The following is a 15,559-nucleotide window of genomic DNA, read 5'->3' on the forward strand; positions in this document are numbered from 1 at the left end:
TTTTTATTTTTTCAACTATCTTATCTATATTTTTTCTTATAGCTGCATCTACTTGACTACCTACTATTACTAATTCTTGAGGAAGTCCATTAGCTGTACCCATACCTTTTATTGTAATTTCTTCCTTATCATTAGGTGCAGAAGTAGCAATTATTTTTAATTTTTCAGCAGATATATATGAAACAGGTATCTATTTAACAGGTGGAGGAGCTAATATTAGAATATTAAAACAAAGAATAGAAGAAGAATTTAAATTAAAGGTAACAGTTGCAGAAGATCCTATTCATGTTGTAGTCAAAGGAATGGCAAAAATATTTGAAGATTTTGATAAATATGCAAATATCATAGTTCCTCAATATATGGAGTATTAAAATGATAGATATAAATAGGGAGATAGAAGCAATAATTTTTATGTCAGATAAGGCAATTCCTATAGAAGAATTAGCTATATTTTTCAATAAATCATTAGATGAAATGAGAGATATTTTAAAAAAAATAAAAGAAGATTATGAAGATAGAGGCATAAATATATTAATATCTCAAGCTATGGTAAAATTGATAACAAATCCACTTTGTGGAAAGGCAGTAACAAATTTTTTCAGTCCAACAGTTAAAATAAAAAAATTATCAAAATCAAGTATGGAAACTTTAACTATTATAGCCTTTAAAGGACCTATTACCAAAAGTGAAATAGAAGAAATTAAAGGAGTTAGTGTTGATGGGACTATACAAACTTTACTTGAAAAAAAATTAATTTATTCAAGTGGTGTTAAAAAAGCCTTAGGTAATCCAAAGTTATATGAGGTTACAGATAATTTTTATGGCTATGTTGGAATAGAATCAAAAGAAGAATTATTTAAAATGGAAAAAGCTAGATGGCTAAATGAATATAAGGGGGAAAAAATTGAGGATAAATAAGTATATAGCTTTATCTGGATTTTGTTCGAGAAGAGCTGCAGATAAGTTGATTGAAGATAAAAGAGTGACGATAAATAAGCAAATAGCAGATAAAGGAGCCTATGTAGAAGATACAGATGTGGTTAGAATAGATGGAGAAAGAGTGAATGTTAAACTTGGACAATATGAATATTATTTGCTTAATAAACCTAAAAGAGTTATTTGTTCAAATGATGATAAGTTTGGAAGAAGAACAGCTGTTTCTCTTATAAAATCAAATAAAAGATTATTTACCTATGGAAGATTAGACTATATGACAGAAGGCTTGATAATAATAAGCAATGATGGAGATTTATATAACAATATTATGCATCCAAGACAGAAATTATATAAAAGTTATCTCGCAAATATAGATAAAGCAATAAAAGATGAACATATAGAAGCAATGAAACATGGAGTAGTTATTGATGGAGTGAGAACAGCTCCTGCTAAGGTTAAAAAAATATCTGAAAAAGAAATTCGTGTTGCTATTTTTGAAGGAAGAAATAGACAAATAAGAAAAATGTTTGAAATTTTAGGTTATGAAGTTAAAAATTTAAAAAGAGTAAAAATAGGAGAATTAACTTTAAGAGATCTTGAAGTTGGAAAATATAGAAAATTGACAAAAGAAGAAGTTGAATATTTGAAGAAGTTGTAGGGAGAAGTTGAGAATAAAATGTTAAGTAAAGAAGAGGTATTAAAGATAGCGAAACTATCTAAATTAAAACTTAGTGATGAAGAATTAATTGATATGGAAAAATCACTTAATGAAATTTTTGAGTATATAAAACAAATTAATGAAGTAGATGTTAGCAATGTAGACCCTTTATATAATGTTTTAGAAATAAAGGATAGAACAAGGGAAGATATAGTTAAAAATACAGAAAAAAAGGAAGACTTTTTGAATAATGCACCTAAAAAAGATGAAGAGTTTGTTATATTACCTAAAATAGTTTAAGGAGATTGAAATGAAAATATATGAATATAGTGCTACAGAAATAGCAGAAAAAATTAGAAAAAAGGAAATAACAGCTACAGAAGTTATAGAGCAATTGAATGAAAGAATAAAAAAAGTAGATGATAAAATAGGGGCTTATGTAGATATTAATTTACAAACAGCTTTAGAAATGGCAAAAAAAGTAGATGAAAATGTTCCAAATTCTAAACTTTATGGAGTTCCAGTAGCTTTAAAAGATAATATAGTATCATATAAAGAAAAAACTACAGCAGCTTCAAAGATATTAGCAAATTATGTAGGAACATATGATGCAACTGTTGTTAAAAGAATGAAAAAAGCAGGTATAATACCTTTTGGTAAGGCTAATATGGACGAATTTGCTATGGGTTCTTCAACAGAAAATTCAAGTGTAAAGATTACTTCTAATCCTTTTGATTTTGAAAGAATACCAGGAGGTTCAAGTGGAGGATCAGCAGCTATGGTTGCTGCACAAGAAGCTTTTATTGCATTAGGTTCTGATACTGGAGGTAGTGTTAGACAACCAGCTTCATTAACAGGAACTGTTGGTTTGAAACCTACTTATGGAAGAGTATCAAGATATGGACTTATGGCATTTGGATCATCACTAGATCAAATAGGGATAATAGCAAGACAAACAAAAGATATAGCAAGTTTACTTGAAATAATAGCAGGCTATGATGAATTAGATGCTACTACAGCAAAAAAAGAAGTTCCAGAATATACAAAGCTATTAGACAGAGATATATCTAATTTGACTATAGGTTTACCAAAAGAATATTTTACAGAAAAATTGGATAAGGGTGTAAGAGATAGCATAGAAAAAGCAATAGAAGAATTGAAAAAAATTGGTGTAAAATTTAAAGAAATAAGTTTACCATATTCAAAATATGCAATATCTACATATTATGTAATATCTTCAGCAGAAGCAGCTTCTAATCTGGCTAGATATGATGGAGTTAGATATGGAGTTAGAGCAAGTGACGAAAGTGTAGAAGATATGTATGTAAAGACTAGAACACAAGGTTTTGGAAAAGAAGTAAAAAGAAGAATAATGATAGGTAATTATGTTCTTTGTTCTGGTTTTTATGATGCGTACTATAAAAGAGCTTCACAAATAAGAAGATTAATAAAAGAAGATTTTGAAAAAGCATTAAAAGAAGTAGATTTAATTTTAACACCTACTTCACCAGTAGTAGCCTTTAAAAAAGGAGAAAAAATTTCTGATCCTATAACTATGTATTTATCAGATATATATACAGTTTGTGTAAGCATGGCGGGATTACCTGCTATATCAATTCCTAGTGGTATGTACAATAATTTACCTGTAGGAATGCAATTAATTGGAAATTACTTTGAAGAAGATAAGATACTTAATGTAGCAAATATTTATGAAAATATTAGAGGTAAAATAAAATACCCAGAAATTTAAGAAATGAGGATAAAAAATGAATTATGAATCTACAATAGGTTTGGAAGTACATATACAATTAAAAACAAAATCAAAAATATGGTGTAGTGCAAGTGCTAACTATGATGAACAAGAACCAAATACATGTATTAGTCCAACTTGTGTTGGAGAACCAGGAGCTTTACCAAAATTGAATGATGAAGTTTTGAATTATGCAATTAAGGCTGCTTTAGCCCTAGGTTGTTCTATAAATCAATTGAGTTTTTTTGACAGAAAAAATTACTTTTATCCAGATTCACCAAAAAATTATCAAATAACACAATTTTTCAAGCCCTATGCTGAAAATGGAGAATTAAAAATAGTAACAAATAGTGGAAAAGAATCAGTTGTAAAAATAGAAAGAATACAAATAGAAGAAGATACAGCAAAGAGTATTCATTTATCAAGTGAAAGTTTACTTAATTTTAATAGAGCTTCTATGCCACTTCTTGAAATAATAACAACACCTTGTATATCTAATTCTGAACAAGCTTATGCATATTTGACAACATTGAAGGAAAGAATTAAATATACAAAAGTTAGTGATGTTAGTATGGAATTAGGATCTTTAAGATGTGATGCAAATGTATCTGTTAAAAAAAAGGGAGAAACAAAATTAGGAACTAGAACAGAAACTAAAAATTTGAATTCTTTTAAAGCTGTAGTAAAAGCAATAGAATATGAAATTAATAGACAAATTGATGTTATAGAAAATGGTGGAAGGGTAATTCAAGAAACTAGACTTTGGGATGAAGAAAATGGTGTTACAAGAACTATGAGATCAAAGGAAGATGCTATGGATTATAGATATTTCCCAGAACCAGATTTACCACCAGTAGTAATAAGTGATGAAAGATTAGAAAAGGTAAAAAAAGATATGCCTGAATTTTCTGATGAAAAAATGTCTAGATTTATATCACAATATAATATACCAGAAGTTGAAGCTAGAATATTAACTAATGAACCAGAATTAGCTGACTATTTTGAAAAGGTTGCAACAGAAGTAAAAGATGCTAGAATGGCAGCTAATTGGATATTAACAGAAGTTTTAAGAGTTTTAAAAGAAAAAAATTGTAGTATAGAAGAGTTCAATATAAGGGAAGATAGATTAGCAGATTTAATACATTTGATAAAGAATAAGACAATAAGTTCAAAAATAGCAAAAGACATATTTGAAAAAATGTTAGAAATTGAACAAAAAGCAAGTGAAATAGTTAAAAAAGAAGGTTTAGCTCAAATAACAGATAGTAAAGCTATAGAAGAATTGGTTGATAAAGTTTTAGCAGAAAATGAAGCTTCTGTTGCTGATTTAAAAGCTGGTAAAGACAGAGCTATGAAATATTTGATGGGACAAGCTATGAAATTATCAAAGGGTAAGGCAAATCCTAAGCAAGTTTCAGATTTAATTTTAGAAAAATGTAAATAGGTAAATATATGGCAAATAAAAATAAAAAAAATAATATTAAAACAATTCATTTTTATTTTTTGTTCATTGTGCTTTTCTTTATAATAATATGTTTAAAATTACTCTATTATCAAGTTATTTGTTCGGGAGAAGCTAGGAAAAATATTGAAAAATACAGATATGAATTAGAAGATATTTATGCAAAAAGGGGAAGCATTTATTCAAGTGATGGTCATAAATTAGCCTTTGATGTTGAAAAATATAATATAATTTTAGATCCTATGAATTTGGATGAAAAATTTTATCCAGATATAGCCAATATTTTATCAAAATATGTTGGAAAATCAAAAGAAGAAATTTTAACCTTATTACAAACATATAGACAAAAATCAAGAAAATTTTTGGATTTTAAGGTTGAAATAACTTATGATGCTAAGCAAAATTTTGAAAAAGATTTAAAAGAATATAAAAGAGAAGCTAAGAATAATGGTAAAGGTAAAATAATAGGAAAATGGTTGCATTTCCAACAAAAATCAGAAAGATTCCAAGTAGAAGGGCAAGAATTTGAAGCAATATTAGGCTTTTTAAATAGTGAAAATAAACCAGTATATGGAGTTGAATATTCATATAATAAATATTTAAAGGGAGAACCGGGTAAAGCTAGAGTATATAAAGCAGCAACAGAAGCTGTTAGACCATATACTTTACAATCTCTAATAGATGAACAAATTATTAAACAACCTAAACAGGGAGCAGATGTTTATTTGACTATAGATAGTGTACTTCAATATGCGATGGATGAGGTATTAAAAAATGCCTTTACTGATTTTACAGCAGAATCAGTAATGGGAATATTAATGGAAGCAGATACAGGAAAGATTTTAGCTATGGATTCTTATCCTAAGTCTACAAATAAGACTGAAATAAAAAATAGATCTATAACAGACCTATTTGAGCCAGGGTCAATATTTAAGCCAATAACTGTTGCAGCTGCAATAGAACAAAAATTAGTAAATAAAGACACTATTATACATTCGGATGGTTTTGTTAGAGTAAAAGATAGAACAATACATGATCATGACAGTAGTACAAAGGGAGATTTAACAATAAATAAAATAATAATGCATTCAGGAAATGTTGCCATGGTTAAAATAGTTCAATTAATGGAAACACCCACTTTCTATAATTTCTTAAAAAATTTTGGTCTTTCTCAAAAAACTGGTATAGACATTGCTTTTGAAACTGCAAGTAAATTGTTTTCTTTGAAATCATTTACAGAAGTTAGAAAATCAAATGTTTCATTTGGACAAGGTATATCTATGACACAAATGCAAATGTTAACATCACTTAATACAACAATTAATGGTGGAAAATTACTTAAACCTTTTGTAGTTGATAAAGTAGTTGATCAAGATGGAAATATACTTTTGCAAAATAAGGAAGTTGTAAAACATAAGCCTATATCTGAACATACTTCAGAACAAATAAGAGAAATGCTTGAAAATGTTGTTACTTCAGGTACTGGTAAAGGTATATTTATACCAGGTTATAGATTAGGTGGTAAAACAGGAACAGCACAAAAAGCAGGGCCTCATGGTTATGAAAAAGGTAAATACTTTTCTTCATTTTTTGCATTTTTCCCAGCAGATAAACCAAAGTATTCTATTTTAATAACAGTTAATGAACCACATGGAGCATACTATGGAGCTGCAGTAGCCTTGCCTCTTGTAAGACAAGTCTTAGAAAAATTGATAAAATATAAGGGGATAGAACCTTCATATATACCTGAAGTTGAAAAAAAAGAAATTGAGGTCAAAAAAAATGTAAGCAAACCAATAGATGTGCAAGCTATAAATAATATTTTTCAAACTGGTATTATGCCTAATTTAAATGGTTTGACTGTAAGACAATTAATAAGTATGCCAGCCTATTCAAAATATAATAAAATAAAATTTGTAGGTCATGGTAGAGTAATAAATCAAAGTATAAATCCTGGATCAAAAGTAGACGCAAATACAGAAATAGTTATAGAATTGAAGTAGGTGGAATATGTACTATAATCTTCAAATAGGTAAAAGAAATATGTTATTTACATATTATCATGAAGATGATATAGAACTCGGAACATATTGTAAGGTAGAATATAATCATAAAATTGAAGAAGGAATAATTGTTCAAAAAAAAGAACAAGTAAGTGCTAAATTTGAAATAAAAAAAATATTAGAAATATTGGATAAAAAATTGGATAAAAATCTTTTTTCTTTGATGCAGTGGATACATTCATACTATTTAGAACCTTATGGTAATTTACTACCTTTAATAGAAGAACCAGCTGAGCAAAAATTAAAGGAATTCAAGGAAAAGAAAAAGAAAATAAAAGATTTTGAATTAACAGAAGAACAAGCAAAAGTATATTGTGATATAAAAGAATCAGATAGTAAGGTACATTTAATAAATGGAGTAACTGGTAGTGGAAAGACACAAATATATATAAAATTAATAAAAGATGCTATAAAAAATGGCGGAGGGGCTATTTTATTAGTCCCAGAAATAAATTTAACAAGTCAATTAAAAAGTAATTTAGAAACTTTTTTGGGTGAAAGTGTAGCAATATGGCATAGTAAATTGAGTAAAAAAGACAAGTATAAGTATCATAAGCTTTTAAATGAAGGAAAGATAAAAGTGGTACTTGGAGCAAGATCAGCCATATTTACAAATATACAAAATTTGAAATATATAATAATAGATGAAGAACATGAAACTACATATAAGCAAGATGAAGCACCAAGATATCATGTGAAGAATGTAGCAATAAAAAGAGCCTTAATTGAAAATGCTAAGGTTGTTTTAGGAACAGCTACTCCTTCTTTTGAAACAATGTATCAGGTAAAACAAGGATATATTAGCCAACATATTTTAGAAAAAAGATATAATGGAGCTAGTTTACCTAGCTATGTAATTAAAGATATGACAGAAGAAAGAGGAAATATTTCAAAAGATCTTTTACTTGCAATAAATGATAGGATAGAAAAAGATGAGCAGGTAATATTATTGCTTAATAGAAAGGCATATTCAATATTTATAGAATGTAAAGATTGTAAAAATATAGTTGAGTGTAAACAATGTACTTTCAAATTGATATATTATAAAAATAATACTTTGAAATGCAATCAATGTGGTATGGTATATAAAATGCTTGAAAAATGTGAAAAATGTTCAAGCAATAAATTGGAAAAAATTGGTATAGGTACAGAAAAGGTTGAAGAACAGCTTAAAGAAATATTTGATGAAGAATTAATATTAAGAATGGATGCAGATTCTATGACTACAAAAAATAAGATAGATAAAGCATACAGAGATTTTTTGAATAAGAAATACAAAATTTTAATAGGGACACAAATATTAGCAAAAGGATTTCATTTTCCAGATGTTACCTTAGTTGGTGTGTTGAATGCAGATCAAATGTTAAATTTTCCAGATTATAGATCTTATGAACGTTCTTATCAATTAATAACTCAAGCAGCTGGGAGAGCTGGAAGAGGAGATAAAAAGGGAGAAGTTTTTATACAAACATATAATAAAGACTCTATTTTAATAAAAGCTATTGTAACTTCTGACTACAATTTAATATATACTAATCAAATGGAAGCAAGGGAAAAATTATTTTATCCTCCATTTTCAAAACATATTAAAATACTTTTTACAGATATCAATGAAAAAAGATTAGAAGAAGTAACACAACAATATTATGAATATATTTTGAATAAACTAAATTTATATGCTAAAATATATCCGATTGCTAAATGCTTAGTATATAAGGCATCTAAAAGATATAGATTAAATATAAATTTAATATATGATAGAAAAAATGATAAAGAAGTTAAAAGTGTATTGAGGAATATATTAGCTACAAGAAACAAATTGATAACAAGAATATTAGTAGATGTAGATCCTTTGAATATGCTTTAGAAAGGAAGAAAAAATTGAATATACAAGTATATGAAGCGAAAATATTAAGAACTGTTTCAACACCTTTAGAAAAAGAAGAAATAAATGATGATTTAAGAAATACTTTGGATGAAATGGTTAAAACTATGAGATTGGCTAATGGGGTTGGATTAGCTTCTAACCAAGTAGCAATAGATAGAAGATATTTTGTGCTTGAAATAGATGACATTGTAAAAAAATGCATTAATCCTGAAATATTAGAAGTTCTTGAGGGAGATGTTGAAATGGAAGAAGGGTGTTTATCTATTCCAGGAATATTTAAAAGAGTAGCAAGACCTAATAAAATAAGAGTTAGATATTTAAATGAAAATGGAGAAAGTGTAGAAGAAGAAATGGAAGGACTTTGGGCAAAAGCTTTCCAACATGAAACAGATCATATAAATGGTATGATGTTTATAGATAGATTATCTCCAATTAATAAAAATTTAATAAGAAAAAAATTAGAAAAAATAAAGAAAAATTCAAAGCCTAGAGAATTTTAAAAGGGGGTATAGTAGTGATAAGAACGATATTTATGGGAACTCCAGAATTTAGTATGGAAACTTTAAGATATTTGTACGAAAAAACAGATCTGTGTCTTGTCGTTACTAAGGAAGATAAGGTTAATGCTAGAGGAAATAAGATAACTTATTCCCCAGTAAAAGAATTTGCTATTGAGCATAATATAGAATATATACAACCTAAAAGTTTAAGAAAAGAAGAAATATATAACATTTTAAAGAATGTAAATGCAGATTTGATAGTTGTAGCAGCTTATGGAAAGATAATACCAAAAAACATAATAGATCTACCTAAATATGGAATAATTAATGTTCATTCTTCAATATTACCAAAATATAGAGGGGCTTCTCCTATACAGGCAGCACTTTTAAATGGAGATAAAAAAACTGGATTGACAATAATGATGATAGATGAAGGACTTGATACAGGGGATATCTTAGATGTTGAAGAAATTGAAATAGATGAAAAAGATAATTATGAAACATTAAGTACAAAACTTTCTAAATTGGCGTATAATTTATTAGATAGAGTAATTAATAACTTGATAAAAGGAACTCAAAAAAGAATTAAGCAAGATGATAGCAAGGCTGTAATAGTTGGGCTAATAAAAAAAGAAGATTGTAAGCTTGATTGGAACCTAGATAATGTACAAATATATAATAAGGTTAGAGCTTTAAATCCTAGTCCTACGGCATATACACAAAAAGAAAATTTACATATGAAAGTTTATGAAGTTGAAAAGATTTTTAATGAATATAAGGGTCAAAATGGAGAAGTCGTAGAAATAACAAAAAAAGGACCTGTTATAAAATGCAATAAAGGTGCTATTAAATTACTTAAAATAAAATTAGATGGTAAAAAAATTCAAACAGGTAGCGATTTAGTTAATGGAAGAAAAGTATCGTTGGGAGATGTGTTTAATGGATAAAAAAATTGATTATACATCTAAGGATATTTCAATCAGGATGGTTACAAGAATAACTGAATATTTAACTATTTTGAAAGAAGTAAAGAAATATGAAGAAAATATAAATTCTGTAGATTTAGCCGTTGTAATGAATAGTACATCTGCACAAGTTAGAAAAGATTTGTCGACATTTGGAGAATTTGGAGTTAGAGGAAAGGGCTATTCTGTAAAAAAATTAATAGAAATACTTGAACATATACTAGGAATAGATGTTGAAAATGATTTAATCTTGGTAGGCTATGGTAAGATGGGTTCTATGCTTGCTTCAAATAATAAAGTCTTAGGTAAGGGCTTTAAAATAGTTGAAATATTTGATAAAGATAAAGAAAAAATAGGTAAAAAAGCAGATGGCATAGATTTAGTTATAAAAGATTCAGAAAATATAGAAAAATATGTTGCTAATTCAAATATAAAACAAGCAATATTAGCTGTCAATTCAGAAGAAGCACAAAAAGTAGCAGAAAAACTTGTAAAAAGTGGAATAAAAGGAATATTGAATTTAACAGCATATAAAATAGAGCTATCTACGGATATACCAATAATATCTGTTGATATATCTGCAAAATTACAAGAATTAAACTTTTGGTGTAAGCATAAATATTTAAATAATATTGATAAATTTAAAGGAGTATAAAAATGGGAACGGGATATGGCCTCATACTAGCCATTTCAATAATTTTAAATATATTTCTATATTTAAAAAATAGGAAAATAAAAAAAGAAGAAATTGTAGAAATACAAAAAGTAAAAGAAGAGAATAAATTTAATAATGTAAGTTCAGTTACAGTAAAAGAAATTATGACACCAAGAACATCTATATATGCAATAGATAAGAAAACTACACTTAAAGAAAATCTTAAAGAAATAATTGAACAAGGCTTTTCAAGAATTCCAATATATAATGAAACCATAGATGATATTTGTGGTATTCTATATACCAAGGATATACTTGGAGCAAATTTGAATAGAAAAGTAGAAGCATATATAAAAAAAGCAATATATGTTCCTGAAACAATGAATATATCTAAGTTATTTGAAGAATTTAGATTAAAACAAAATCATATGGCTATAATTATAGATGAGTACGGTTGTACAGCTGGTATAGTAACTATAGAAGATATTTTAGAAGAATTTGTTGGTGAAATAAGAGATGAATATGATATAGAAACAGACAATATAGTTAAGGTTTCAGAAAATATTTATGACATTTTAGGAGAAACAACAGTAGATGAAATAGATGAGCAAATAAAAGTTAATATACCTTTATCTGAAGAATATGAAACTATCTCAGGTTTTGTTCAATATAAATTAGGTAAGGTAGCAGAAGAAAATGATCAATTAAAAGAACAAAACTATATTATAAAAATCATGAAGGTAGAAAATAAAAGAATAATTAAATTGAGAATGATATTGTTGAAGGTAGAAGGGGAAGAAAATGAGTAAAGTTGAAGTTGAAAAATTAAGTAAGATGATTAGAAGTATACAAGATTTTCCAGAAAAGGGAATACTTTTTAGAGATATAACAACAGCTTTAAAAGATAAAGAAGGATTAAAGCTAATAATAGAAGATTTTACTAATAGATATAAGGATAAGGGCATAGATTATGTGTTAGGAGCAGATGCAAGAGGATTCATATTTGGTGCAGCAATAGCATATAATATAGGTGCAGGCTTTGTTCCAGCAAGAAAAGTTGGTAAATTACCAGCTGATACAATAAGAGTTGATTATGAATTAGAATATGGGATTAATAGTATAGAAATGCATACAGATGCTATTCCTAAGGGAGCTAAGGTCCTTATAGTAGACGATTTATTAGCTACTGGAGGGACAGCAGAAGCTATGGTAAAATTAGTCGAAATTGCAGAGGCAAAAGTTTATGAATTAGCCTTCTTAATTGAATTAGTTGACTTAAAAGGTAGAGAAAAATTACATAATAATGAAGTATATTCAATACTTAAATACTAGAAAGGAAATAAATGTTAAGAGAACATAATCATTCAGCATTTTCACTACATTATGAATTAGTTCTGGTTACAAAAAATAAAATAGAAATATTTACTGATGAGATTGTGCAAATTTGTATAGAAATTTTTAAGACGATAGGTTTTAGTTATCAAGTTAATTTTTCAAATTTACATTATGAAAAAAATCATTTGCATTTTAAATTTGAAGCTTATCCAACTACTAATTTAACTAAATTTATAAATGCATTTAAAAGTTCAACTAGTAGAAAGTTAAAAAATAAGTATCCAGAAATAAGAGAAAAATTGAATGGTACAGCTTTATGGGAAGCAAATTACTTTTTGATGACAACAGGAGTTACATCAAAGGATATGGTATTGCACTACATTGAAGAATATATAAAATGTGATGAAATTTATCATGAACATGGTGAAGAATGTTCTGATTAGGTGATAATATGGTAATAGCTATAACTGGCGGAATATGTTGTGGAAAGACTACTGTTTTAAATGTTTTAAAAGAATTAAACTATGAGGTTTTAAATGTTGATGATATAAGTCATCAAGTTTTGGAACAAGATGAAGTAAAAGAAGAAATAAAGCAGAAAATTTCTACAACTGTTTTTTGCTATAATAAAATAGATAGAAAAAAATTAGGAGCTATAGTTTTTTCAGATAAAAAGAAGCTTAAAATTTTAAATGAAATAATGCATGAAAAAATTATAACCCAAATGCTTAAAGAAATTAAAAAGGTTGAGAAGAATAAACTTGTATTCTTTGAAGTTCCCCTTTTATATGAATTGAATTTAGAAAAATATTTTGCTGCAGTGATATTAATATATACTAATAGGCAAACTCAAATAGAAAGATTAATGAAAAGAGATCATAAAAATAAAGAACAAGCAGAGGCAATTTTATCTAAGCAAATTGATATAGAAGAAAAGAAAAAAAGAAGTAAATATATAATAGAAAATATGGATATATCTAAAATTAAAGGACAAATAAAAGATATATTGGAAAGGATAAAATATGAAAATAACTGAGGCTACATATCTAAAATCTGTTGTTCATAAAAAAGAATATCCAAAAGAAAGAAAATTAGAATTTGCCTTTATTGGGAAATCAAATGTTGGAAAATCTTCACTTATTAATACATTAACTAATAGAAAAAATTTAGCAAGGACAAGTAAAACACCGGGTAGAACACAATTAGTTAATTTTTTTGATATTAATAAAAAGATATTTTTCGTAGATTTACCAGGTTATGGTTTTGCTAAAGTACCATTAGCGGTTAAAAAAAATTGGGGTAATATTATTGAAACATATTTAGCAAGTGAAAGAAAAAAAATAATTTTCTTGCTTTTAGATATAAGAAGAATTCCTTCTCAAGAAGACATAAATATGTTGGAATGGTTGGAGCATTATAACATAGAATACTATATTATTTTTACAAAAAATGATAAAGTTTCTAATAATGAAAGAGCTAGACAATTAAAAGAAATAAAGAAAAAATTAGTTTTTGATAATGGGGATGTTTTCTTTCATTCAGCTTTAACTAAAAAGGGAACAGAAGAAATTTTGAATTTCATTGAAGAAAGGCTAGAAGAAAATGAAAAGGATATTTAGTTTAGTTATAATTTTCATATCTTTTTTAAGTTATTCAGAAAAAATATCGAACTATTATGTCGAGGTAAGCCTTAATAAAGATAAAAGTGTACATATAGAAGAACAAATTCTATATAACCCGGAGGATAAGCTAGTACATGGTTTGTTAAGACAAATAGTTAAAGACAATGTAGGAAATGTCTTTAGCTTAAATTCTAAATTAGGAATTAAAAATTTTAAATCTAATTTAAATGTAAGTAAAAACTCAAGATTAAAATATGATATTTACAGGCTTGGGGATGAGGATAAGTATCTTGAGCAAAATAAAGAAATTTTAATAAAAAATAGTTATGATATATATAATATTATTAGAACAGATGCGGATACTACACAAATATTTTTAAATATTATAGGTCAATATTGGGATATGCCAATAGAAAAGGCAGAAATAAAATTAGATTTTTCAAATATAAAAGATTTATTTGTTTTTACGGGAGCTTTTAGGGAACAAACTAATAATTTTGTAATAAATTCTAATATTATCGAAACTAAGCATGAATTAAAACCATATGAAGGCTTAACTTTTAAAATGAATTTAGATAAAAAAATTTATCCTTATACAACAAAAGATAAATTATTTAATTTTTTGAAAAGTTCAGAAACTTTAGCCTTTAATCTTGCTATAATTTTTGTACTTTTACTTCTATTTTTCTATTTACTTTATAGAAAAAATAGATTGACTGATAAAAGACCTATAGAACCAGTGTATAAGGTGGATAAAAAAATTAGCCCAGCTTTGGCATATATGGTTTACCAAAATAATATAAAAAAATATAAGGCAAGGTATACGATTTTAACTGTAATTTTTTATAGTCTTTTAAGTAAGGGTCTAATTTTATCCAAGGATAGATATGAAGATCAAGAATATGTACTTAAAAAAGGCGAAAAACTAAAGGAAAGAGATAGGGATATAGAAGATTGGTCATATGAAAATGATAGAATTTACTATTTTACAGATGTAAAAAAAATAGAAGAGGCACTTGAAAGTAAAGATATATTAGCACCGGAAGAAAAAAAAGTAGTAAATAATTTATTTAAGAAAAAAGATGATATATTAAGTAATCCTAAAATATTATTTGATGCTAATAGACAGGCTACAAATTATGTGTCTAATATATATGCAACTAATGTTGGAACAATAAATTATATTAGTTTTGTATTTATATCAATCTTATTAATCATCTCAGTAGTAGCTTGTTTTGCAACAAATGAATTTAATATTTCTTTTGTTGTGGTAATCTTTATAGCACTTATTGATTATTTTCTAAATTTTTCATTTATGAAATTAACAAATGTGGGTAAAGATATAGTTAGAAATATAAAGGGCTTCGTTTTGTATTTTAATTTAGCAGAAGAGAATATTTTTAAAAGTTTTAATACAGAACAAGAGATAATAGATTATGCAAAAGAGATGCTTCCTTATGCTATAGCAGTAGGTATAAGAAAGAAATTTATAAGTAAGTTAGATGAGACAATTTTAGAAAAGAATCTGGATAGAACAATAATATATTCAGGAATGTATTATGGATATTTATATAATTTTGATAATATTAATATGAATATATCAAGTAGTAATATAAACTATGAAAATGGGAATTTTTCTGGCGGAAGTTTCTCTTCTGGAAGCGGTGGTTTTTCAGGAGGAGGCTTTTCAGGAGGCGGAGGTTCTAGTTGGTAAAAAAGAGTTAA

Annotated in this window: 17 protein-coding genes; all 17 read left to right on the forward strand. The window is 26.8% G+C overall.

Annotation, left to right across the window (positions count from 1 at the left end):
* Window positions 1–173 precede the first annotated feature (173 nt).
* The 17 genes from AWT65_RS06715 to AWT65_RS01870 are packed head-to-tail and all read left to right on the forward strand — an operon-like array spanning window position 174 to window position 15,548.
* The gene (locus AWT65_RS06715) at window positions 174–371 is read left to right on the forward strand and encodes a rod shape-determining protein (RefSeq protein ID WP_269744832.1); all 198 of its coding nucleotides are present in this window, start codon (window positions 174–176) and stop codon (window positions 369–371) included.
* 1 nt (window position 372) lies between these two features.
* Window positions 373–918, forward strand: a complete 546-nt coding sequence (scpB, locus tag AWT65_RS01795; protein WP_066728776.1) for an SMC-Scp complex subunit ScpB — start codon at window positions 373–375, stop codon at window positions 916–918.
* Window positions 905–1,594 (forward strand): pseudouridine synthase, encoded by a 690-nt coding sequence (locus AWT65_RS01800; protein ID WP_066728778.1) that lies wholly within the window; start codon window positions 905–907, stop codon window positions 1,592–1,594. Before scpB ends, AWT65_RS01800 begins: the two co-directional genes overlap by 14 nt.
* 18 nt (window positions 1,595–1,612) lie before the next feature.
* On the forward strand, window positions 1,613–1,894 hold the full coding sequence (gene gatC / locus AWT65_RS01805) for an Asp-tRNA(Asn)/Glu-tRNA(Gln) amidotransferase subunit GatC (protein WP_066728780.1): 282 nt from the start codon (window positions 1,613–1,615) through the stop codon (window positions 1,892–1,894).
* Between the two features lie 10 nt (window positions 1,895–1,904).
* Entirely contained in the window at window positions 1,905–3,344 is a 1,440-nt protein-coding gene (gene gatA / locus AWT65_RS01810; protein ID WP_066728782.1) for an Asp-tRNA(Asn)/Glu-tRNA(Gln) amidotransferase subunit GatA, read from the forward strand.
* A 16-nt stretch (window positions 3,345–3,360) separates the two neighbouring features.
* Window positions 3,361–4,788: an Asp-tRNA(Asn)/Glu-tRNA(Gln) amidotransferase subunit GatB gene (gene gatB / locus AWT65_RS01815; protein ID WP_066728784.1), complete on the forward strand. Its 1,428-nt coding sequence runs from the start codon at window positions 3,361–3,363 to the stop codon at window positions 4,786–4,788.
* Window positions 4,789–4,796: 8 nt separating this feature from the next.
* Complete coding sequence (locus AWT65_RS01820) at window positions 4,797–6,809, forward strand: penicillin-binding protein (RefSeq protein WP_066728786.1); 2,013 nt, start codon at window positions 4,797–4,799, stop codon at window positions 6,807–6,809.
* Between the two features lie 7 nt (window positions 6,810–6,816).
* Window positions 6,817–8,736 (forward strand): replication restart helicase PriA, encoded by a 1,920-nt coding sequence (gene priA, locus AWT65_RS01825; RefSeq protein WP_066728788.1) that lies wholly within the window; start codon window positions 6,817–6,819, stop codon window positions 8,734–8,736.
* A 14-nt stretch (window positions 8,737–8,750) separates the two neighbouring features.
* Window positions 8,751–9,257 (forward strand): peptide deformylase, encoded by a 507-nt coding sequence (gene def / locus AWT65_RS01830; protein WP_066728790.1) that lies wholly within the window; start codon window positions 8,751–8,753, stop codon window positions 9,255–9,257.
* A 14-nt stretch (window positions 9,258–9,271) separates the two neighbouring features.
* Window positions 9,272–10,204, forward strand: a complete 933-nt coding sequence (fmt, locus tag AWT65_RS01835; protein WP_332307246.1) for a methionyl-tRNA formyltransferase — start codon at window positions 9,272–9,274, stop codon at window positions 10,202–10,204.
* Complete coding sequence (locus AWT65_RS01840; protein ID WP_066728791.1) at window positions 10,197–10,877, forward strand: redox-sensing transcriptional repressor Rex; 681 nt, start codon at window positions 10,197–10,199, stop codon at window positions 10,875–10,877. Before fmt ends, AWT65_RS01840 begins: the two co-directional genes overlap by 8 nt.
* 2 nt (window positions 10,878–10,879) lie before the next feature.
* The gene (locus AWT65_RS01845; protein ID WP_066728792.1) at window positions 10,880–11,686 is read left to right on the forward strand and encodes a hemolysin family protein; all 807 of its coding nucleotides are present in this window, start codon (window positions 10,880–10,882) and stop codon (window positions 11,684–11,686) included.
* Window positions 11,679–12,209 (forward strand): adenine phosphoribosyltransferase, encoded by a 531-nt coding sequence (locus AWT65_RS01850; protein WP_066728794.1) that lies wholly within the window; start codon window positions 11,679–11,681, stop codon window positions 12,207–12,209. Before AWT65_RS01845 ends, AWT65_RS01850 begins: the two co-directional genes overlap by 8 nt.
* A gap of 11 nt (window positions 12,210–12,220) precedes the next feature.
* On the forward strand, window positions 12,221–12,655 hold the full coding sequence (tnpA, locus tag AWT65_RS01855; RefSeq protein ID WP_066728796.1) for an IS200/IS605 family transposase: 435 nt from the start codon (window positions 12,221–12,223) through the stop codon (window positions 12,653–12,655).
* Window positions 12,656–12,663: 8 nt separating this feature from the next.
* On the forward strand, window positions 12,664–13,248 hold the full coding sequence (gene coaE / locus AWT65_RS01860) for a dephospho-CoA kinase (protein ID WP_066728797.1): 585 nt from the start codon (window positions 12,664–12,666) through the stop codon (window positions 13,246–13,248).
* Window positions 13,235–13,831 (forward strand): ribosome biogenesis GTP-binding protein YihA/YsxC, encoded by a 597-nt coding sequence (gene yihA, locus AWT65_RS01865; RefSeq protein WP_066728799.1) that lies wholly within the window; start codon window positions 13,235–13,237, stop codon window positions 13,829–13,831. The genes coaE and yihA overlap by 14 nt, the downstream gene beginning before the upstream one ends.
* On the forward strand, window positions 13,815–15,548 hold the full coding sequence (locus AWT65_RS01870; protein WP_066728801.1) for a DUF2207 domain-containing protein: 1,734 nt from the start codon (window positions 13,815–13,817) through the stop codon (window positions 15,546–15,548). Before yihA ends, AWT65_RS01870 begins: the two co-directional genes overlap by 17 nt.
* Window positions 15,549–15,559: the final 11 nt, after the last annotated feature.

The sequence above is a fragment of the Sneathia sanguinegens genome (assembly GCF_001517935.1).
GTDB classification, from domain to species: domain Bacteria; phylum Fusobacteriota; class Fusobacteriia; order Fusobacteriales; family Leptotrichiaceae; genus Sneathia; species Sneathia sanguinegens.

Bases quoted from the DNA above. Each gene is read 5' to 3' on its own strand.
- scpB (WP_066728776.1), top strand. From the start codon at position 373: ATGATAGATATAAATAGGGAGATAGAAGCAATAATTTTTATGTCAGAT.
- gatC (WP_066728780.1), top strand. From the start codon at position 1,613: ATGTTAAGTAAAGAAGAGGTATTAAAGATAGCGAAACTATCTAAATTA.
- gatA (WP_066728782.1), top strand. From the start codon at position 1,905: ATGAAAATATATGAATATAGTGCTACAGAAATAGCAGAAAAAATTAGA.
- gatB (WP_066728784.1), top strand. From the start codon at position 3,361: ATGAATTATGAATCTACAATAGGTTTGGAAGTACATATACAATTAAAA.
- AWT65_RS01820 (WP_066728786.1), top strand. From the start codon at position 4,797: ATGGCAAATAAAAATAAAAAAAATAATATTAAAACAATTCATTTTTAT.
- priA (WP_066728788.1), top strand. From the start codon at position 6,817: ATGTACTATAATCTTCAAATAGGTAAAAGAAATATGTTATTTACATAT.
- AWT65_RS01840 (WP_066728791.1), top strand. From the start codon at position 10,197: ATGGATAAAAAAATTGATTATACATCTAAGGATATTTCAATCAGGATG.
- AWT65_RS01845 (WP_066728792.1), top strand. From the start codon at position 10,880: ATGGGAACGGGATATGGCCTCATACTAGCCATTTCAATAATTTTAAAT.
- AWT65_RS01850 (WP_066728794.1), top strand. From the start codon at position 11,679: ATGAGTAAAGTTGAAGTTGAAAAATTAAGTAAGATGATTAGAAGTATA.
- tnpA (WP_066728796.1), top strand. From the start codon at position 12,221: ATGTTAAGAGAACATAATCATTCAGCATTTTCACTACATTATGAATTA.
- coaE (WP_066728797.1), top strand. From the start codon at position 12,664: ATGGTAATAGCTATAACTGGCGGAATATGTTGTGGAAAGACTACTGTT.
- yihA (WP_066728799.1), top strand. From the start codon at position 13,235: ATGAAAATAACTGAGGCTACATATCTAAAATCTGTTGTTCATAAAAAA.
- AWT65_RS01870 (WP_066728801.1), top strand. From the start codon at position 13,815: ATGAAAAGGATATTTAGTTTAGTTATAATTTTCATATCTTTTTTAAGT.